At 58.5% G+C, this 19074-nt stretch carries 16 protein-coding genes and 1 tRNA gene; 12 read left to right on the top strand and 5 right to left on the bottom strand.

The annotated features are described in order from the left end of the window. The first annotated feature begins 54 nt into the window (after positions 1-54). Entirely contained in the window at positions 55-195 is a 141-nt protein-coding gene (locus ACR0LH_RS01155; RefSeq protein WP_170481963.1) for a hypothetical protein, read from the top strand. On the opposite strand, the gene ACR0LH_RS01150 is transcribed toward ACR0LH_RS01155, so the two are convergent. Then, positions 192-914 (bottom strand): RlmE family RNA methyltransferase, encoded by a 723-nt coding sequence (locus ACR0LH_RS01150; protein WP_170389256.1) that lies wholly within the window; start codon positions 912-914, stop codon positions 192-194. The two genes, ACR0LH_RS01155 and ACR0LH_RS01150, sit on opposite strands and share 4 nt — an antisense overlap. Next, positions 914-2026 (bottom strand): Ppx/GppA phosphatase family protein, encoded by a 1113-nt coding sequence (locus ACR0LH_RS01145; RefSeq protein ID WP_170389311.1) that lies wholly within the window; start codon positions 2024-2026, stop codon positions 914-916. The genes ACR0LH_RS01150 and ACR0LH_RS01145 overlap by 1 nt, the downstream gene beginning before the upstream one ends. 240 nt (positions 2027-2266) lie before the next feature. Here ACR0LH_RS01145 and ACR0LH_RS01140 point away from each other — a divergent pair, with 240 nt between their 5' ends. From ACR0LH_RS01140 to ACR0LH_RS01120, 5 genes are all read left to right on the top strand, one after another. After that, a complete protein-coding gene (locus ACR0LH_RS01140; RefSeq protein WP_480719311.1) occupies positions 2267-2563 on the top strand; it encodes a virulence factor in 297 nt (98 codons plus the stop codon). A 26-nt stretch (positions 2564-2589) separates the two neighbouring features. Continuing rightward, a complete protein-coding gene (locus ACR0LH_RS01135; protein ID WP_480719310.1) occupies positions 2590-3516 on the top strand; it encodes a methylenetetrahydrofolate reductase in 927 nt (308 codons plus the stop codon). A gap of 9 nt (positions 3517-3525) precedes the next feature. Beyond that, complete coding sequence (locus ACR0LH_RS01130) at positions 3526-4587, top strand: methyltetrahydrofolate cobalamin methyltransferase (protein WP_170389258.1); 1062 nt, start codon at positions 3526-3528, stop codon at positions 4585-4587. Positions 4588-4715: 128 nt separating this feature from the next. Beyond that, positions 4716-5543 carry a polyphosphate kinase 2 family protein gene (locus ACR0LH_RS01125; protein ID WP_480719309.1) on the top strand — a complete coding sequence of 276 codons (828 nt, stop codon included), beginning with the start codon at positions 4716-4718 and terminating at the stop codon, positions 5541-5543. 66 nt (positions 5544-5609) lie between these two features. Further along, positions 5610-5683: transfer RNA gene (locus ACR0LH_RS01120), tRNA-Gly, on the top strand. 1 nt (position 5684) lies between these two features. On the opposite strand, the gene ACR0LH_RS01115 is transcribed toward ACR0LH_RS01120, so the two are convergent. Together ACR0LH_RS01115 and ACR0LH_RS01110 are read right to left on the bottom strand one after the other, a co-directional pair. Further along, positions 5685-6542 carry a class I SAM-dependent methyltransferase gene (locus tag ACR0LH_RS01115; protein ID WP_480719308.1) on the bottom strand — a complete coding sequence of 286 codons (858 nt, stop codon included), beginning with the start codon at positions 6540-6542 and terminating at the stop codon, positions 5685-5687. Between the two features lie 23 nt (positions 6543-6565). Further along, a complete protein-coding gene (locus ACR0LH_RS01110; protein ID WP_480719307.1) occupies positions 6566-8611 on the bottom strand; it encodes an ASKHA domain-containing protein in 2046 nt (681 codons plus the stop codon). A gap of 217 nt (positions 8612-8828) precedes the next feature. On the opposite strand from ACR0LH_RS01110, the gene guaB reads away from it, so the two are divergent. The 3 genes from guaB (at position 8829) to ACR0LH_RS01095 (ending at position 13915) form a co-directional block, all read left to right on the top strand. After that, the gene (gene guaB, locus ACR0LH_RS01105; RefSeq protein WP_170389262.1) at positions 8829-10277 is read left to right on the top strand and encodes an IMP dehydrogenase; all 1449 of its coding nucleotides are present in this window, start codon (positions 8829-8831) and stop codon (positions 10275-10277) included. An 85-nt stretch (positions 10278-10362) separates the two neighbouring features. Continuing rightward, the gene (locus ACR0LH_RS01100; protein ID WP_480719306.1) at positions 10363-11520 is read left to right on the top strand and encodes an RsmB/NOP family class I SAM-dependent RNA methyltransferase; all 1158 of its coding nucleotides are present in this window, start codon (positions 10363-10365) and stop codon (positions 11518-11520) included. A 103-nt stretch (positions 11521-11623) separates the two neighbouring features. Further along, positions 11624-13915 carry an ATP-binding protein gene (locus ACR0LH_RS01095; RefSeq protein ID WP_480719305.1) on the top strand — a complete coding sequence of 764 codons (2292 nt, stop codon included), beginning with the start codon at positions 11624-11626 and terminating at the stop codon, positions 13913-13915. A 5-nt stretch (positions 13916-13920) separates the two neighbouring features. Here the strand turns inward: ACR0LH_RS01095 and ACR0LH_RS01090 are convergent, their stop codons facing one another. Beyond that, complete coding sequence (locus tag ACR0LH_RS01090) at positions 13921-14514, bottom strand: sulfotransferase family 2 domain-containing protein (RefSeq protein WP_480719304.1); 594 nt, start codon at positions 14512-14514, stop codon at positions 13921-13923. 192 nt (positions 14515-14706) lie between these two features. Between ACR0LH_RS01090 and recA the strand changes: the two genes are divergently transcribed. The 3 genes from recA (at position 14707) to ACR0LH_RS01075 (ending at position 18869) form a co-directional block, all read left to right on the top strand. Continuing rightward, positions 14707-15774: a recombinase RecA gene (recA, locus tag ACR0LH_RS01085; RefSeq protein WP_170389266.1), complete on the top strand. Its 1068-nt coding sequence runs from the start codon at positions 14707-14709 to the stop codon at positions 15772-15774. A 136-nt stretch (positions 15775-15910) separates the two neighbouring features. Further along, positions 15911-18580, top strand: a complete 2670-nt coding sequence (alaS, locus tag ACR0LH_RS01080; protein WP_480719303.1) for an alanine--tRNA ligase — start codon at positions 15911-15913, stop codon at positions 18578-18580. A 1-nt stretch (position 18581) separates the two neighbouring features. Continuing rightward, positions 18582-18869 carry a DUF1330 domain-containing protein gene (locus tag ACR0LH_RS01075; protein ID WP_170413111.1) on the top strand — a complete coding sequence of 96 codons (288 nt, stop codon included), beginning with the start codon at positions 18582-18584 and terminating at the stop codon, positions 18867-18869. The last annotated feature ends 205 nt before the right edge of the window (positions 18870-19074 follow it).

Here is a 19074-nt window from a genome sequence, read left to right as displayed (position 1 = left end):
TTTGAAATGTTTGGAAAACCGGTTCGCATATCGCAGCTGCAACGGCCGCTATCAATGTCTCAGCGCATTGAAGACCTGCGCACACGCAAGCCGCAATACCTGAATCACGGAGAGGCTCTGCTGCTGCAGGGTATCGCTGCGGCGTCTCTGCGCGAGCAGGTTCTGACCGAAGAGCGAGTTTCGCTTGAAGATTAAGAGTTGCCCCTAAACCCAGTAGCAACAACAAACTTTTCAGAACTGTCTGACCGGGATGCAGGTGGCTTTACGTTGGCCACCTTGGTGAATTTCTGTTTCAGCAGCTTTTGCAGATCGCCCTCGGCGCCACCTGCCAAGACCTTGGCCACGAAGGTGCCGCCTTCTTCCAGCACGTCGAAAGCGAAATATGCGGCTGTCTCGCACAGTGCCATGATCCGCAAGTGGTCGGTCTGCTTGTGCCCCGATGAGGCGGCGGCCATGTCCGACATCACCACATCCGCCTTGCCGCCCAGCCAGTCCTTGACCTTCTGGTCGGCGTCGTCCTCCATGAAATCCAGCACATGGGCCGTGGCACCCGCGACGGGCTCGACCTCTTGCAGGTCTACGCCCAGAACCGTGCCGATCCGCTTGCCGCTTTTTTCGCCCAGCGCGTTCACCCGTTTGACGGCGACCTGCAACCAGCCGCCGGGAGCGCAGCCCAGATCAACAACCCGCGCGCCGGGGACCAGAAAGCGAAACTTGTCGTCCAGCTCCAATATCTTATAGGCCGCGCGCCCGCGATACCCTTCGGCAGTTGCGCGCTTTACATACGGGTCATTCAACTGCCGCTCGAGCCAGCGGGTCGAGCTGAGCTTGCGCCCGCGTGCAGTCTTGACCTTGACCTTCAGGTCGCGCTGTCCGCGGCCCGAGGTGTTTTTGCCAGTTGGTGTCTTCGCCATCAGAACGGTCCGTCTTCCAATACGCCGTCCGCGCTCATTTGTGCATATAGCAGACCTTCGCGCAGCCCACGATCCGCCACAGAAAGGCGGTCGGTGGGCCAGCAGCGCAACAGTGCCTGCAAGATGGCCGAGCCGGACATTATCAGAGCCTGCCGGTCATCGCCAATGCGCGGGTCCCGGCGTCGACCCTGAGGGCCGAGTTCTAGATAACCGCGTATCACTTTGTCAATCTGATCGCTGGTCATGCGCAGACCATCCACTTTTGTCCGGTCATATCGCTTGAGACCAAGGTGGGAGGCAGCGACGGTTGTGACCGTGCCGCTGGTTCCGACGATCTGAAACCCTTCACGCGCCTGTTCATCCTTGTAGGGGGCAAAATCGGCCAGATTTTCTTCAAAGAACCAGCTCATCAGGGCAAACCGGGCCGAATCGTCTTCGACATCGTTGAACTGGTCCCGCAGGGTCGCGACGCCCAGCGGAACACTGATCCAGTCCACGACCTTGGCCGCAGGAAAGGGGCTTTCGGCCGTGTGAAAGCCGTTGTGCAGGCGCATTATTGCCGCAGGCCGATCCCGGCGCGGAACAGAGGAAACGTCGATCCACACCAATTCGGTCGACCCGCCGCCGATATCCACGACCAGCAGTTGCTCGGTCTTGGTTGAAACCAGCGGTGCGCACGAGATCACGGCAAGGCGTGCCTCCTCCTCGGGCTGGATGATCTCAAGCGTCAGTCCGGTTTCGCGTTTCACCTGGCGGATGAAATCGCGTGAGTTCTTGGCGCGACGACAGGCTTCGGTTGCGACCAGTCGCATCCGTTTGACTTTATTGCGCTTCAGCTTTTGCTGGCAGATGCGCAGCGCCTGAATGGTGCGCGCCATCGATGACCGGGACAAACGCCCGGTTCTCTCAAGACCCGCGCCCAACTGCACGGATTTCGAGAAGCTGTCGACCACATGGAACCCGCTGCCCTTGGGCTGGGCTATCAACATGCGGCAGCTATTTGTCCCCAGATCCAGCGCTGCATACAACGCATCTGGATCGGGTCTTGCCGGCGCGGGGCTTTCGACCGCCTTCGGGAACGCGCCCGCACCTTTGGGACGCTTGGGCGCCATCGTAACGCCCTCCGATTTTCGAGTTACCTCGACCATAGGTCGCGCATTCGCGTCGTGCAAGACGCTCATTAAAGTGATGAGAATTTTGATGTGAGCGTTTGCCCAAAGGTTCGCTACAAGGCGGCTATCCCATCGGGGGCAAAAAGGTCGTTTGAAATGCGCCTTGTGTCGAAAATCGACCGACCTGAGCCCATATAGAAGTTTAGAACCGGTCCATCTGGTTAGGAGGAATCACACGCGATGCCTGACGTCACCATCGTTTACTGGCGCGATATCCCAGCTCAAGTCATCGTCGGCAAAGGCCGACGGGGTGCCAAGCGACAGTTGGAAGAACGGTTCGAGCAAGCCATCGACCGGGCGGCCATGAAGGTGAACGCCAAGGACAGCGATGCCTACCTTGCCGAATGGCGCAAGGCTGAACCCTTTGCAATCGAGGGCGATCCGTCCGAGATCGCCGAGGCAGAAGCCGCGCGTTTGGAAACGGAATACGACCACGAGCGTATCAAGGCTCTGATCGCCAATGACGGTTGGGCATGAGCCTCAAATCTATACGGGAGGCCGTGATGGCTTTGCTGAACTTCAAAAAACGTGATGCGGTCGAAAACGGCCCAGTAAATCCGACCGTCGAAGCCTTTTTGCAGGGCTATTCGATTGAGGTGATGCCCCGCACCGCTGAAAAGGTCGAGGATTTCCGGGCGCTGCTGCCCGAAGGCACCCGCGTCTACATCGCCCATATCGAGGGCACCCCGATCGAAGATATGGTCCAGACCGCCAAACGCATCGCTGCCGAAGGCTATCCGGTCATGCCGCACTTTCCGGCACGGATCATCAAGGATGCCGCCATGCTGGAAAACTGGATTTCGATGTATCAGGGCGAAGCAGGCGTTGAACAGGCGCTGTTGCTGGCTGGTGGAGTCGCCAATCCGCATGGCGCGTTCGACAGCTCGATGCAGCTGTTAGAGACCGGCCTTTTCGACAAGGCAGGCTTCAAGCGTCTGCACGTTGCAGGTCACCCCGAGGGCAACAAGGACATCGACCCCGACGGCTCGACCAAAAACGTCGATGACGCGCTGCGCTGGAAACAGAAGTTCAACGAAACCACCGATGCTGAAATGGCGCTGGCGACGCAGTTCGCGTTCGACGCCAAGCCGATCATCGAATGGGCGGATGGTCTGAAGGCTGCGGGCATCGACCTGCCGATCCATATCGGTATTGCAGGTCCGGCCAAGCTGCAGACCCTGATCAAATTCGCCATCGCCTGCGGCGTTGGCCCCTCGCTGAAGGTTCTGCAGAAACGCGCTATGGATGTGTCCAAGCTGCTGTTGCCCTATGAGCCGACTGATGTGATCACCGAACTGGCCAATCACAAGGCGGCCAACCCGGATTTCAACATCACCAACGTGCATTTCTTCCCGCTTGGCGGCATTAAGTCCAATGCCAACTGGGCCATCAACAACGGCGGCGCTTCGGCAAAGCCTGCAAACTCCTAAGGAACGGATATGACCCGTACAGTCGTAGAATCAAAAACAAAAACTGCCGTTCTGGGCTTTGACGAACCGTTCTGTGTGATCGGTGAGCGGATCAACCCCACAGGCCGTAAGAAACTGGCCGCGGAACTGGAAGCGGGCGACTTCTCGACCGTTGAAAAGGACGCGCTGGCACAGGTTGCAGCGGGCGCGACCGTCTTGGATATCAACGCGGGCGTTGTCTACAACTCGAACCCCAACCCCAACGAGACCGAGCCACCGCTGATGCGAAAGATCGTCGAACTCGTGCAGGGTTTGGTCGAAGTGCCGCTGTGCATTGACAGCTCGGTTCCTGGTGCGCTGGAAGCCGGTCTTGAGGCGGCAGAAGGCCGTCCGCTGCTGAACTCGGTTACGGGCGAGGAGGAGCGTCTGGAACTGGTTCTGCCGCTGGTCAAGAAATACAACGTGCCGGTTGTGGCGATCTCGAACGACGACACCGGGATTTCCGAAGACCCCGACGTGCGGTTTGACGTGGCCAAAAAGATCGTGGAACGCGCTGCAGATTTCGGCATCCCGGCCCATGACATTGTGGTTGACCCGCTGGTGATGCCCATCGGCGCAATGGCAACCGCCGGTCAGCAGGTATTTGCCCTTGTCCGTCGCCTGCGCGAGGAACTGGGCGTGAACACTACCTGCGGTGCGTCCAATATCTCGTTCGGCCTGCCGAACCGCCACGGTATCAACAACGCCTTCCTGCCGATGGCGATGGGGGCTGGTATGACTTCGGCGATCATGAACCCGGTGGCTCTGCCGGTGACGCAGAAGAAGATTGCAGAAAAGAAAGAGGCGGTCGCTGCGGCTGGCATCATCCTGCCAGACGGTATGGACGATGAGGCGTTTGTTCAGATGTTCGGTCTCGGTTCGACCAAACCGCGTGCCGGCAAAGAGATGGAGGCCATACGCGCCGCCAACTTGCTGACGAACAACGACGCTCATGGTGGCGAGTGGATTCGGTTCAACAAATCGCCCGAGGAAGCCGGTGCAGCCGGTGCTGCAGGTGGTCGTCGCGGCGGTGGTCGCCGCCGCCGCGCCTGATCCGCAATACATTTTGATACAGAGGCCGGGCAAAAGCCCGGCCTTTTTCGTTTTGATACCGATCAATGCCGGACTCGGGCGAAACTGCGATACTGATCGCGATCCGTCTAGAGAGGCCGCGCACTTTCATGAGCAAACACTTTCCTCCCAAGCTGGCCGATGCCGATCTGGGCAAGCGGCTAGGCAAAAAAGAGTATTTTGAACAACTTGTAGACCTGCAATCGCAACTGGCGTTGATACAGCAGGCGTTTTTGTTCCACGGCGCCAAAGGCGTACTGGTGTTTGAGGGATGGGACGCAGCGGGCAAGGGCGGTACGATCCGGCGGATCAGTCAGGCGCTTGACCCGCGTAGTTTCAAGGTATGGCCAATCGGTGCACCGAGAAATTACTACCTGAACCGCCACTATCTGCTGCGGTTTTGGGAACGACTGCCGCCAGAAGGGGCGATTTCGGCATTTGACCGCAGTTGGTACGGGCGTGTGCTGGTTGAGCGGCTGGAAAAATTCACTCCCGAACACCGCTGGCGTGCCGCTTATAGCGAAATCAATGACTTTGAGCGGATGTTGGTTGACGATGGCACTCGGATTGTAAAGTTGTTCTTCCATATCTCGCCCGAGGAGCAGATGGCGCGCTTCACCGAACGTCTGCGCAACCCGATGAAACGCTGGAAGCTGACCTATGAGGATTTCCGCAATCGTGAACGTTGGGCCGAGGCTCAAGTAGCCGTAGATGAAATGTTGGCTCGAACATCGACAGAAATTGCGCCTTGGCACGTTATCCCTGCCAACAACAAAAAATACGCTCGGATCAAGGCGATGCGTGCCATTGTCGAAGCGTTCTCCAAGGACATTGACCTGAGCCCGCAACATCTGGATCAGCGAACCCTTGACGCCGCGTGCGAAGCCTTGGACGTTGAACAATCGCTGATCGACAGCCTGCGTGCGCGGACAGAGTAATCATGCGGTTCCGTGTTGAAACGCGCTTGAAGCTGGTCCCGGGCCAATGCTATTCAATCCCACGCGGCGGGTATGATGTAATGGTAGCCTGTCAGCTTCCCAAGCTGAACGCGCGGGTTCGATTCCCGCTACCCGCTCCAGTCACTCGGGCCGACGCGCCTGAAACAGGTTGATGAGCGCAGGTACTTTAACCATATCTCCTGCCTGATAGGGCTGGAATTCACCTGCTACTGCGTCCCGAATGGCAGCGACATCTTCGGGGCTGCCGTCGAAATGGGCGATCACCCGAGCCGCTGGGCCTACGCGGGTGCAGAGTGCTGCGCAGTCCTCTAGCGTGCCATGTACCGGCAAGGTCAGATCAACTGCGTCGACCTTGATGTCCATCAGCCCGGCGTCTTTCAGCAAACCTGTAACGCGATCCTGATCGTGAAAGGCCAAAGGTCCGGGCGCGTTGCGATCCACCCTTGGCGGAGTCCCGAGGCGCGCGGTGGCTGCGGTATGCGGGATATAGAACCAGGGGTTGCCAGAAAGCGGGCCCCAAGCGGCAAAGGTCATTTGTCCGCCGGGCTTGAGGGCGCGGGCCATGTTTGCAAAGGCAGCAACCGTATCATCGAAGAACATCACGCCAAAGCGAGAGATCACGGCATCCCGATCGCCTTCGTCGAAAGCGTGGGTCTGTGCGTCTGCGTATTGAAAACCGACGTTGGTGTTTCCGGCAGCCCGGGCGCGTTCAGCCGCCCGATCCAGAAACGGTTGTGAAAAGTCAGCAGCCAGAACGTGCCCTTTGGGGCCAACGACCTGAGCGACCTGTACCGTGCTTGCCCCTGTGCCGCAGCCGATGTCCAACACGCGATGGCCCGGTTGAAGGGCGGCGCGATCCAGCACCAAATCCAAAACCGGGGCCAACAGCGTGTCCATCTGGCTCTCATAGGTTAGCCATTTCGCGCCCGATGGAGAATTCGCCCAAAACTCCGCCTGTTCTTCGTTTGCTGTTGCCATGTCGCCTCCGATCTATGCGGGGACTATGACCTGCGGCGACGGCGACGGCCAGATTTTTCCTCATCCCCGCCACCCGTGTTGAACGAGGGCGAGGGCAACGTGACCACCTGCGCCAGCTCTGGGAACGGGTCCGTTTTATGCGGGATCGCGTTGGCGGCGACGAAATGGTCCTGGAACTTGGGTTCAATAGCGGTTTCAACCTTGGTGATCTCGCGCACGACACGTTCGATTTCCTTGCGTGCGCCGATATTGCACAGGGCGATCCGCGCGCCGGTGCCCGCAGCGTTGCCCGCGCTTGAGACCTTGTCCAGCGGCGCATCCGGGATCATGCCCAGAACCATCGCGTGTTTGGTCGAGATGTGCGCTCCAAACGCCCCGGCCAGAACGACGCGGTCAACGGTGTCGACCTCCATCTCGTCCATCAACAGGCGCGCACCGGCGTATAGTGCCGATTTCGCCAGTTGGATGGCGCGGATGTCGCCTTGGGTCACGGTGATACGCGGGCCGCCCTCGGCGCTGGCGTCGTGGATCAGATAGGCATGGGTGCGGCCTTCGGGCACGCTGCGGGCGGTGCCGGTTTGCGCGGCCGATCCGATCAGGCCGCTTTCGTCCAGCAGTCCGGCGATGCGCATTTCGGCCACGGCCTCGATAATGCCCGAGCCGCAGATGCCGGTGATCCCGGTGGTGGCAATGTCCTGATCGAACCCATCCTCATCGGACCATTTGTCCGACCCGATGACGCGGAAGCGGGGTTCTTTGCTTATGGGGTCGATCTCGATCCGTTCAATCGCGCCGGGGGCCGCGCGTTGACCGGAGCTGATTTGTGCACCCTCAAACGCGGGGCCGGTGGGCGACGAGCAGGCCAGAACGCGGCTGGTGTTGCCCAGCAGGATTTCCGCATTGGTGCCAACATCCACGACTAGCACGAGGTCTTCCGATTTGCCCGGCTCCTCGGATAGTGCAACGGCGGCACAGTCGGCCCCAACATGCCCCGCGATACAGGGCAGGATATAGACCTGCGCGCGGGGGTTCATTTTGGTCAGGTCCATCTCACGCGCGGGCAGGGACATGCTTTCCGAGGTCGCCAGTGCGAACGGAGCCTGCCCAAGCTCAACTGGGTCCAGTCCCAGCAGCAGGTGGTGCATGACCGGGTTGCACACGAAAACCGTCTCGATGATCAGTGCGGCGTCGATCCCGGCCTCATCTGCGATCGAGGTGGTCAGGTCGTTGATCGCCTCGCGCACGGCGCGGGTCATTTCCTGATCGCCGCCGGGGTTCATCATGGCGTAGGACACACGGCTCATCAGGTCTTCGCCAAAGCGGATCTGCGGGTTCATCAGGCCCGAGGACGCCTTGACCTCGCCTGTTTCCAGATCGGTCAGATGGGCGGCGATAGTGGTCGACCCAAGGTCGATGGCCAGACCGTACAGGCCACTTTCATGCAGGCCGGGCCAGATTTCCACGATCCGCGCGACCGAGTCGTTGTGGCCTTTGTGGACGGCTACGGTAACCTCCCATTTACCTTTGCGTAGAACTGGTTGCAGCTTGGCCATCAGCGACAGATCGGCGGTGACGGCGTCGATCTTCCACTGCTCGCGCAGGGCGCGTTCCAGCCGCTCCAGATCGCCGGTGGGCGAATGCATGTCGGGTTCCTCGACCACGACGAAATACAGCCTTGTGGCCGGGTCCATGGTGATGGCGCGCGCGGCAGCGGCCTTGCGCACTACCTGACGGTGGACCTGAGATTCGGGCGGCACGTCAATCACCACGTCGCCTTGAACGGTTGCCTGACACCCCAGACGGCGACCGGGCTTCAACCCGCGCTTGTCTTCATAGCGTTGTTCCACCGCGTTCCATTCGCTCAGCGCGTCCTCGGACACGGTGACGCCATGCTTGGGAAACTCGCCATAGCTGGGCGTGATCTGGCATTTCGAGCATATCCCGCGCCCGCCGCAGACCGAGTCCAGATCGACGCCCAATTGCCGGGCCGCTGTCAGTACCGGAGTGCCAACTGGGAAATGCCCGCGTTTGCCCGAGGGGGTAAAGACGACAAGGGGGTCGGTGGTCATATCTGGCCTGCCTTTTGTATTCGCGCGTGTTCCGCGCAAGATATGGTTTTAAGCGCAAAGGGAAAGGCCATTCAGCGGCAAGTTTTGCACGTCTAGCGTCGTTTTTTGCCGCGGCATTGCCCCGCAGGGCCAAACTAGTTCAGGTCAGGGGCTTTTCCTTGCCTTAAATCCATGTAATAGGGTCACCGCCAAACGGGGTTTTGCATGGGGTTAATAGATGCAGATTCGTGAGGCACTTACCTTTGACGATGTTCTTTTGGTTCCGGCGGCGTCGTCGGTCCTTCCTGCGACGGCAGATACAGCAACGCGTGTGACGCGTGAAATCACCATGAACATCCCGCTGCTGAGCTCGGCGATGGACACTGTGACCGAGGCGCGCATGGCCATCGCGATGGCGCAGGCCGGTGGGATCGGGGTTATCCACAAGAACTTGACGACCGAAGAACAGGCGCGTGAAGTGCGCAGGGTCAAGCGGTTTGAGTCCGGTATCGTCTATAACCCCGTCACGCTGCGGGCAGAACAGACTCTGGCAGATGCCAAGGCTCTGGTCGAGCGTTACAACTTCACCGGCTTCCCTGTGGTGGATGAGGCAGGTCGTGTGGTCGGCATTGTGACCAACCGTGACATGCGCTTTGCAACATCGGACGACCAGCCGATCAAGGCCATGATGACCACGGACAATCTGGCGATGCTGCAGGAGCCAGCCGATCTGGAAGAAGCCAAAAGCCTGATGAAGGCGCGCCGGATCGAGAAACTGCTGGTTGTTGACGGTGCGGGCAAGCTGACCGGTTTGCTGACTTTGAAAGACACCGAGCAAGCGGTGCTGAACCCCACCGCGTGCAAGGACCGTTTGGGCCGCCTGCGCGTTGCGGCGGCGACCTCGGTCGGGGACGCGGGGTTTGAGCGCTCCGAGCAACTGGTGGATTCGGGCGTAGACATTATCGTTGTGGATACCGCGCATGGTCACTCGCAAGGCGTGTTGGACGCAGTGAAGCGGGTCAAAACCCTCTCGAATGAGGTACAGATCATCGCCGGTAACGTCGCCACCGGTGACGCGACCAAAGCGCTGATCGACGCAGGCGCGGATGCGATCAAGGTCGGTATCGGGCCGGGCTCGATTTGCACCACGCGGATGGTGGCCGGTGTTGGCGTGCCGCAACTTACAGCGATCATGGATTGCGCTGCGGCGGCTGGGGATGTGCCGGTGATTGCCGATGGCGGCATCAAGTTTTCTGGCGATTTCGCCAAGGCGATCGCGGCGGGGGCGTCTTGCGCGATGGTCGGTTCGATGATCGCGGGCACCGATGAAAGCCCGGGTGAGGTGATCTTGTACCAAGGCCGTTCGTTCAAATCCTATCGTGGAATGGGCAGTCTGGGCGCGATGGCGCGAGGCTCGGCCGATCGCTATTTCCAGAAGGACGCGGCGAATGACAAGCTGGTGCCCGAAGGGATTGAGGGGCAGGTGCCCTACAAGGGTTCAGCCAGCGCGGTTGTGCATCAGCTGGTCGGCGGTCTGCGCGCCGCGATGGGCTATACGGGCTGTGCATCCGTCGACGAAATGCGACGCAACTGCAACTTTGTCAAAATCACTGGTGCCGGGTTGAAGGAAAGTCATGTGCATGACGTTCAGATCACACGTGAAAGCCCGAATTACCGCGTAATGTAACCCGCATCGTTTGGCATTGCGGCGTCCGGACAAGGGCGCCGTATTGCGTTCAGCGTGGTTAAGTTCAGCAATCTGGGAAAGCCCCATGACACCTGCCGCACGTATTCAGGCTTCGATCGAAATTCTCGATGACATACTCGCTGGTGTGCCCGTTGAAAAAGCCCTGACGGGCTGGGCCCGTCGCAGCCGCTTTGCCGGGTCCAAGGACCGTGCTGCGGTGCGCGATCATGTATTTGGCGCGCTACGTTGCAAACGATCTTTTGCAGCCTTGGGTGGTGCAGAAACCGGTCGCGGTCTTATGATCGGCGCGATGCGTGCGTCAGGTGCTGACCTCAGCGAGACCTTCACCGGCGCACGACACGCTCCATCTCAGGTATCTAATGAGGAAGCCGCGCGAGACTTTGTGTCGGACGCCGAGCGGTACGACATTCCGGATTGGCTGTGGCCCGGGTTCAATGCGTCGCTGGGTGATCAGGCGGTTCCGGTCGCGATGGCCCTGCAAAAGCGTGCTCCGGTCCATCTGCGCGTCAACTTGTTAAAATCCGATCGTTCCTCAGCAGTTGCCTCTTTGGCGGCCGAGGGCATCGAAGCCCAACCTCATCCCGCCTGTGAAACCGCTTTGGAAATCGTCGAGGGCGCTCGCAAGATCGCTCAGAGCCGCGCTTATGCGGATGGGCTGGTCGAGCTACAGGATGCTGCGAGCCAGGCGGTTGTATCAGCGTTGGATTTGAAGCCGGGTATGCGTGTTCTGGACTATTGCGCTGGTGGAGGTGGGAAATCTCTGGCCTTGGCTGCACACCCGGGTATCGAGGTTTTTGCACATGATGTGAATACGAGCCGGATGCGTGATTTGCCGGCCAGAGCAAAGCGAGCGGGTGCGCGTATCCGGGTTCTGTCCACCGATGAGGCGTTCCAGAACGGTCCGTTCGACGTTGTGTTGGTTGATGCGCCGTGCTCAGGCAGCGGCGCGTGGCGGCGTGCGCCTGCAGGGAAATGGGCTTTGTCATTGCAACGACTGGCCGATTTGTCTTCGTTACAGGGCGAGATACTGGAAAAAACGTCCTCTCTGGTCGCTGAGAAAGGCGTGCTGGCTTATGCGACATGTTCGATGCTGCAAGAAGAAAACGGAGCAGTGGTGGACCATTTCAGGAAAGCCCACTTGGAATGGGATGAGATTTTCCGCAAAACGTGGCTTGCAGCACACGGCACTGATGGGTTCTTTTCAGCACACTTGACGCGATAATATCCGCGCGAATAACAACTAAAAGGAGAGTGTTCGCGAGAATTAAGCGGGCGTTAACCTTATTTGGGCTGATTGTCTAAAAGCCCATTGATCTGAGTTGTTTATGCCCGAAACAGCAGAATTATTTTTTCGTCCGCCCGTCAAGAAAATGCCCGCTGGCGCGCGATTGGCGTCGTTGATAGCGTTTGGAGCGGCGCTCAGCTTGGCGCCGCTTGCCGTTGGGCTTCCGGTTACTTTGGAGGCCGGTATGTCGGTCGCTGGGGCTACACTTTTAGTTGTTGCCTTCGTGGTTGTTGTCAGGGGGTGGATTGCGGATCAATCTACGCGGCAGTCCGTCGAAGTGATGGCCTTGTTTGCAGAACAAGACATGTTCCCGTGCTTGATTGCGGATGCAGAAGGCAACGTGTTGTCGGCCAACTCTAGGGCCAGAGCACGGTTTCACGCTTTTCCGGGCGTCACGCTTGAGAAATGCTTGGCGTCGGTGTTTGCAAATCCATCGGCGATCCTTCTCCGCCTGCAATCTCTTACTGAAATACACGGCCGGGCACGCGAGGATGTGGTCACCGTCGGTTCAACAGTTCCGGTGTCGGTATTTGGCGTCGGACATGCCCTGTATTGTTGGCGATTTCATCTGGGTGAGCAGGGCCAGTGGGACGACGCCAACGTACCGGTTTTGACACATGGGCGAAATGGCACCTTATTGCGTGTAAACGGCGCGGCCGAACATTTGTTGGGGTACAAGCCGGAGAATGTGCAGCAAGTTTTTTCGACCGAGGTTCCTGAATCCGGCGATGTCATACGGGCGGAAACGTCAGATGGCCCACTGCCAGTAACGGTCTGTGACGTTTCTCGATCGGGGTCCGTTCGCGATACGCTAGTTCTTCCCGTGAACGTGGCGATCAGCCAGATCCCCGAAGCTCCGTTTGCTGACTTGCCCGTGCCCATTATGTGCCTTTCTCTTGATGGCCTGATCTTGGATGCGAACCGACTTGCGATGCATTTGGTTGGCGATATACGGCCCGGGGAAACGAATGTGGCACAAATCATGCAGGGGTTGGGCTATCCAATTCACGATTGGCTGTCGCAGTCGGCAGCGGAAGACGCAGTGCCACGATCTGAGTTTTTGCGCCTTTCACGGCGCGACAAGGAAGTTTTCGTTCAAGTTACGCTTAGCAAGGTAACAACGAACGGAGATGTCTGTCTGGTCGCCGTGCTGAACGATGCCACCGAGCTGAAGACGCTTGAGGCCCAATTTGTTCAGGGGCAAAAGATGCAGGCCGTCGGGCAATTGGCTGGTGGCGTTGCCCATGATTTCAATAACTTGCTGACCGCGATTTCCGGCCATTGCGACCTGTTGCTGTTGCGGCATGACCAGAACGATCCCATCTACGGCGATTTGGTTCAGATTAACCAGAACGCGAACAGAGCAGCAGCTTTGGTTAGTCAATTGTTGGCGTTTTCACGCAAACAGACCCTGCAACCCGAAGTTTTGGATTTGCGAGACACGATTTCAGATTTGATCCATCTTTTGAACAGGTTGTTGGGTGAGAAGGTCAGGCTGAGTCTAAGTCACGACCCCGTTCTAAAGCCTGTTCGCGCGGACAAAAGACAGCTTGAACAGGTTTTTATGAATCTGGTCGTCAATGCACGGGATGCGATGCCTGAAGGTGGGGAAGTGCGGATCGAGACAGAAGTCGTCGCGCTGTCCGAACCCTATCGGCGGGATCGCGCAACCGTTCAACCCGGCGAGTATGTTACCGTGAAGGTCATAGACAGCGGTGTCGGAATCCCGGCGGACAAAATGCAAAAGGTGTTCGAGCCGTTTTATACGACCAAACGGACAGGCGAGGGTACAGGTCTGGGTTTGTCGACCGTCTACGGCATCGTCAAGCAAACCGGAGGGTTTATCTTTGTCGACAGCCTTGTCGGGCGCGGAACCGAGTTTACAGTGTTCCTTCCCGTGGCTGGCGATGCCCAAAAAATCACCCCTGATGAGGTCGTTGTGCCAGACTCAGGAAGTGCGCGGCAGGGTGAGGGAGTCGTTCTTCTGGTCGAGGATGAGGCTCCGGTCAGGGCGTTCGCGACACGCGCGCTGCGTCTGAAGGGATACACAGTGCTCGAGGCGGCCTCAGTTGAAGAAGCCCTGAAGTTGCTGGAGGATGGCTCATTGAATGTCGACGTTTTTGTTACAGATGTTGTGATGCCGGGGATGGATGGCCCGACTTGGGTGCGTCGGGCGATAGAGGATCGGCCCGATGTCAGAGTGATTTTCATGTCGGGGTATACTGAAGGTGCATTTGGAGAGTCCGAACCCGAGATTGCGAACTCGACGTTCCTGCCAAAACCGTTCTCTTTGAATCAACTGACCGAGGCCGTGTTCCAACAGATCAACTGACCGCTTCAGAGAGCGGCATCATGACACGCGAATTCTGAGGCGTAGTTTTGGCGAAACGTCTTTTCCGTTTCAGCCGCCAAATTCAACTCGCGCGGCGGAGAGACGTTTTCCCGTTTCAACGAGATTTCCATGTCCAGCCGGTTCTGTAGGAAATCCAGTATCCCGGTCTGGTTTTCATATTTGAAGATGTGACTTGCCCCGAATCCGTTGCTGCGCGTGCGGAAAAACTGGCTCTGGCTGCCAACATCAGCAAACTCGGGCCGGGGGGATTGCATATAAGCTTGTACAAATTCATCAAAGCTCATGTCGTGTGTAGAATGGGGGTGGCCCACACGTTCCTCTCGACCGCGAAACTTGTACCAACTGCCAAGCCAATCAAGCGGTTCACGGACAACGGCCATGACTTCCATCTCGGTGTCGTACATTTTCCGAAATATGTTCTGAAAAAACCGGTCGTACCGCCGAACCGGGGCATGTTTGAGGTCAGGCGGCCCTGTCACAACTATGTCAGCGCGATCTCGCAGTGCCGAGTGATACGCTGTGCTGCCGGTCTTGGGGACGGCTAGAAACGCGAGGCGTTCTTTATAGAAAACAAGCAATTATCCGGTCCTTGGCCTCGTTTCTCACGAGGGCAGAGTGTCGTAAACGACTCTTTAACACAATTGCTGAACAGTAATTTATGTAAGTTTTTATTGAAATGTTCTCTTTTTGGTCTCATAAGGAACAAGAGGCGAACAAAGCAGCGATTGCCGCCCGTTCAAGGGTGTGACAAAAGAGAAGGCGACAGGACAATGGCGGATCTTCTAACCATGAGCGACAAGAAAAACGCAGACAAGCAAAAGGCGCTCGACAGCGCGCTGGCACAGATCGAACGTCAGTTCGGTAAGGGCTCGATCATGAAGCTGGGCGAAGATGCCAAGCAGGATATCGACGCCAGCTCGACCGGTTCTCTGGGGCTGGATATCGCGCTGGGAATCGGTGGTCTGCCGATGGGTCGGATTGTCGAGATTTACGGACCTGAAAGCTCGGGCAAAACCACACTGACGCTGCATTGCATCGCAGAGCAGCAGAAACGTGGCGGTGTCTGTGCGTTCGTCGATGCGGAACACGCGCTGGACCCGCAATATGCCCGCAAGCTGGGTGTTGATCTGGATGAACTGCTGATCTCGCAGCCCGACACCGGTGAACAGGCGCTTGAGATCACCGATACGCTGGTACGGTCCGGCGCGGTGAACATGGTCGTGGTCGACTCGGTTGCTGCGCTGACCCCGAAGTCGGAACTGGAAGGCGATATGGGCGACAGCAATGTCGGCGTGCAGGCCCGTTTGATGAGCCAGGCGATGCGCAAGCTGACCGGCTCGATCAGCCGCTCGAACTGCATGGTGATCTTCATTAACCAGATTCGGATGAAGATCGGCGTTATGTTCGGCAGCCCGGAAACGACCACCGGGGGCAACGCCCTGAAGTTCTACAGCTCGGTCCGTCTGGACATTCGCCGTATTGGGGCGATCAAGGACCGCGACGAGGTTGTCGGCAACCAGACCCGCGTGAAAGTCGTCAAGAACAAGGTGGCGCCGCCGTTCAAGCAGGTGGAGTTCGACATCATGTATGGCGAAGGCATCAGCAAGATGGGCGAACTGTTGGATCTGGGCGTCAAGGCCGGTGTGGTTGAGAAATCCGGCTCGTGGTTCAGCTATGGTGATGAGCGGATCGGGCAGGGGCGTGAGAATGCCAAGCAGTACCTGCGAGACAACAGCCGGATTGCGTTTGATATCGAGGATAAAATCCGGGCCGCGCACGGGCTGGATTTCGACATGCCGCCAGGCGCGGCCGAGGATGACGATATTCTCGAGGCCTGATCTTACCCATAATTCTAACAGACGGGCGGTCCTTTGGGGCCGCCTTGTTTCGTTTGGGCCTCCAATCCTGTGGACTATCCCAAGGGACGGGGATAAACCCATCTGGAACAAGATGATTGCGCGCTGAGAGAGCCTTATGCCCACGCTGAACGATATCCGATCGACCTTTCTGAACTACTTTGCCAAACAAGGGCACGAAGTGGTGGCGTCCAGCCCTCTGGTGCCCCGCAATGACCCGACGCTGATGTTCGTGAACTCGGGCATGGTGCAGTTCAAGAACCTCTTTACCGGCGTCGAAACCCGCGATTATCAGCGCGCGACGACGGCGCAGAAATGCGTGCGTGCAGGTGGCAAGCATAACGATCTGGACAATGTGGGTTACACCGCGCGGCACCACACATTCTTTGAAATGTTGGGGAACTTCTCGTTCGGGGACTACTTCAAACATGACGCGATCCCCTTCGCGTGGGAGCTGATCACCAAGGAATTCGGTATCGACAAAAACCGCCTTCTGACAACGGTTTACCACACCGATGACGAGGCGTTCGAGATTTGGAAGAAGGTCGGCGTTCCCGAAGACCGGATCATCCGCATCGCCACCAGTGACAACTTCTGGCAGATGGGTCCGACCGGGCCGTGTGGTCCGTGCACCGAGATTTTCTATGACCACGGCGATCACATCTGGGGCGGCCCTCCGGGTTCGGCCGAGGAAGATGGCGACCGGTTCATCGAAATCTGGAACATCGTTTTCATGCAGAACGAGCAGTTCGAGGACGGCTCGATGGTGGAATTGGACATGCAATCCATCGACACCGGCATGGGGCTGGAACGGATCGGCGCATTGCTGCAGGGCAGCCATGACAACTATGACACCGACCTGTTCAAAACGTTGATTGAGGCGTCGGCCGAGGCGACCGGCGTTGATCCTTATGGCGACCAGAACGTGCATCACCGCGTGATTGCGGATCACTTGCGTTCGACCTCGTTCCTGATTGCCGATGGCGTGATGCCCAGCAATGACGGGCGCGGCTACGTCCTGCGCCGCATTATGCGCCGCGCGATGCGCCACGCGCACCTGCTGGGTGCGAAAGATCCGGTGATGCACCGCCTTGTGCCCTCGCTGGTGCAGTTGATGGGTGCGCAGTATACGGAACTGGGACAGGCGCAGGCTCTGATCGAGGAGACGCTGCTGCTGGAGGAAACCCGGTTCAAACAGACCCTCGATCGTGGTTTGAAACTGCTGGACGACGAAGTCGCGGGATTGCCCGAAGGGGCTGCTTTGCCCGGTGATGCGGCGTTTAAACTCTATGACACTTATGGCTTCCCGCTGGACCTGACGCAGGACGCATTGCGTGAAAAAGGCCGGACGGTGGATACCGATGGGTTCGACGAAGCCATGGCTGAACAAAAGGCCAAAGCGCGGGCTGCCTGGGCTGGGTCCGGCGAGGCGGCGGATCAGGCGGTTTGGTTTGACGTTCTGGACAACGCCGGGGCCACTGACTTTCTGGGCTATGACACTGAAAAGGCCGAAGGGCAGGTTGCTGCTCTGGTCGTGGACGGCGCGTTGGTTGACACCATCGAGCAGGGCGGCACTGGTTGGGTCATCGTGAACCAAACCCCATTCTATGGCGAAGCCGGTGGTCAGGTCGGCGATACCGGCGAAATTCGGCGGCTTGAGAATATGCAGGATGTGGCGCAGGTTGAAGACACGCGCAAATTTGCCGAAGGTAAAGTCTATGCGCATAAGGTGACGGTAAGCCAAGGCAGCCTGTCCAAAGGCGACGGCGTCGAGCTTGCGGTCGACCACACCCGCCGCAGCGCGATCCGGGCCAATCACTCGGCCACGCACCTGCTGCACGAGGCGCTGCGCGAAACGCTGGGTGATCACGTGGCGCAGCGCGGATCGCTGAATGCGTCCGATCGGTTGCGGTTCGATTTCAGCCATTCCAAGGCGCTGAGCACCGAGGAATTGCAAAAAGTCGAACGTGAGGTGAATGCCTTTATCCGTCAGAACTCGACCGTTGAAACCCGGATCATGACGCCAGACGATGCGCGCGAACTGGGCGCGCAGGCGCTGTTTGGCGAAAAATACGGCGATGAAGTTCGCGTCGTTTCGATGGGCAAGGCACCGACTGGAAAAGGACAGGATGGTGAGACCTGGTCGATTGAACTCTGTGGGGGCACCCATGTCCGTCAGACCGGAGATATTGGTACGTTCGTCGTACTGGGCGACAGCGCAAGTAGTGCCGGTGTGCGTCGGATCGAGGCGTTGACTGGGGATGAGGCGTTCAAGCATCTGACAGCTCAAGATCAGCGTCTTGGGCAGATCGCTTTGGAGCTCAAGGCGCAACCGGATGATGTTGTCAGTCGCGTCAAGGCTTTGCTGGACGAACGTAAGACACTTCAAAACGAGGTCGCGCAGCTACGCCGCGATTTGGCGATGGCCGGCGGCAGCGGGCAGGGCGGAGCCGAGGCCAAAGACGTGAACGGGGTCCAGTTCCTTGCGCAGGCACTGACCGGAGTTTCAGGTAAGGATCTGCCTGCTCTTATCGACGAGCACAAAAGTCGATTGGGAACAGGCGCCGTTTTGTTGATTGCGGATACGGGCGGCAAGGCGGCCGTCGCTGCCGGTGTAACGCAGGATCTGACGGACAAAGTGTCCGCCGTCGATCTGGTGCGTGCAGCAGTCGCCGAGCTGGGCGGCAAGGGCGGCGGCGGTCGCCCAGACATGGCGCAGGGCGGTGGCAAGGACGCCTCGAATTCCGATGCGGCAATCAAGGCCGCCGAAAATATACTAGGAGGATAAGATGACCGCTCTTTGGATTGCGCATGTCACTGTGACGGACGCCGAGGCTTACGGGAAATACGCTGAGTTGGCTGGCCCCGCGATTGCCAAGCATGGTGGCGAGTTCATCGCGCGCGCAGCGCGATACGTGCAGCTTGAAGGGAAAGAACGGCCGCGGAACGTGGTTGCCCGCTTTCCTTCCGTCGAGGCCGCGGTCGAGTGCTATAACTCGCCCGAGTATCAAGAGGCCCTGGATCACGCGCGGGGTGCAAGCGAGCGTGAACTGGTGGTTGTCGAGCTCACCGAGTAGAATCAATTTGGTTGCCGGGTTGCGATTTACCCGGCAGCCGATCTCATGCGCGGAATTCAGCCAACGTCCAAAAAAGTAATTGTGGCCGTTTCTGCGTTTGGACTTTCCTCCCGCGAATTTAGTTTTTTCAAAGACTTGGCTGAGAACGCGCCCGCTGCCGCTGAATTCCCGCGCCATAATTGTGGCCGAGTTCGCGCATTTCTTG

It is taken from the genome of Ruegeria sp. CL6 (assembly GCF_056536465.1).
Note: the sequence above shows the minus strand (reverse complement) of the source record. Positions and strands in the feature narration are given on the sequence as shown.

Coding starts and splice junctions, on each gene's coding strand:
- ACR0LH_RS01135 (WP_480719310.1), top strand. CDS start 2,590: ATGGCTTTGCTGAACTTCAAAAAACGTGATGCGGTCGAAAACGGCCCA.
- ACR0LH_RS01140 (WP_480719311.1), top strand. CDS start 2,267: ATGCCTGACGTCACCATCGTTTACTGGCGCGATATCCCAGCTCAAGTC.
- ACR0LH_RS01130 (WP_170389258.1), top strand. CDS start 3,526: ATGACCCGTACAGTCGTAGAATCAAAAACAAAAACTGCCGTTCTGGGC.
- ACR0LH_RS01150 (WP_170389256.1), bottom strand. CDS start 914: ATGGCGAAGACACCAACTGGCAAAAACACCTCGGGCCGCGGACAGCGC.
- ACR0LH_RS01155 (WP_170481963.1), top strand. CDS start 55: ATGTCTCAGCGCATTGAAGACCTGCGCACACGCAAGCCGCAATACCTG.
- ACR0LH_RS01075 (WP_170413111.1), top strand. CDS start 18,582: ATGACCGCTCTTTGGATTGCGCATGTCACTGTGACGGACGCCGAGGCT.
- ACR0LH_RS01145 (WP_170389311.1), bottom strand. CDS start 2,026: ATGGCGCCCAAGCGTCCCAAAGGTGCGGGCGCGTTCCCGAAGGCGGTC.
- ACR0LH_RS01100 (WP_480719306.1), top strand. CDS start 10,363: ATGACACCTGCCGCACGTATTCAGGCTTCGATCGAAATTCTCGATGAC.
- ACR0LH_RS01095 (WP_480719305.1), top strand. CDS start 11,624: ATGCCCGAAACAGCAGAATTATTTTTTCGTCCGCCCGTCAAGAAAATG.
- ACR0LH_RS01125 (WP_480719309.1), top strand. CDS start 4,716: ATGAGCAAACACTTTCCTCCCAAGCTGGCCGATGCCGATCTGGGCAAG.
- guaB (WP_170389262.1), top strand. CDS start 8,829: ATGCAGATTCGTGAGGCACTTACCTTTGACGATGTTCTTTTGGTTCCG.
- ACR0LH_RS01115 (WP_480719308.1), bottom strand. CDS start 6,542: ATGGCAACAGCAAACGAAGAACAGGCGGAGTTTTGGGCGAATTCTCCA.
- alaS (WP_480719303.1), top strand. CDS start 15,911: ATGCCCACGCTGAACGATATCCGATCGACCTTTCTGAACTACTTTGCC.
- recA (WP_170389266.1), top strand. CDS start 14,707: ATGGCGGATCTTCTAACCATGAGCGACAAGAAAAACGCAGACAAGCAA.
- ACR0LH_RS01110 (WP_480719307.1), bottom strand. CDS start 8,611: ATGACCACCGACCCCCTTGTCGTCTTTACCCCCTCGGGCAAACGCGGG.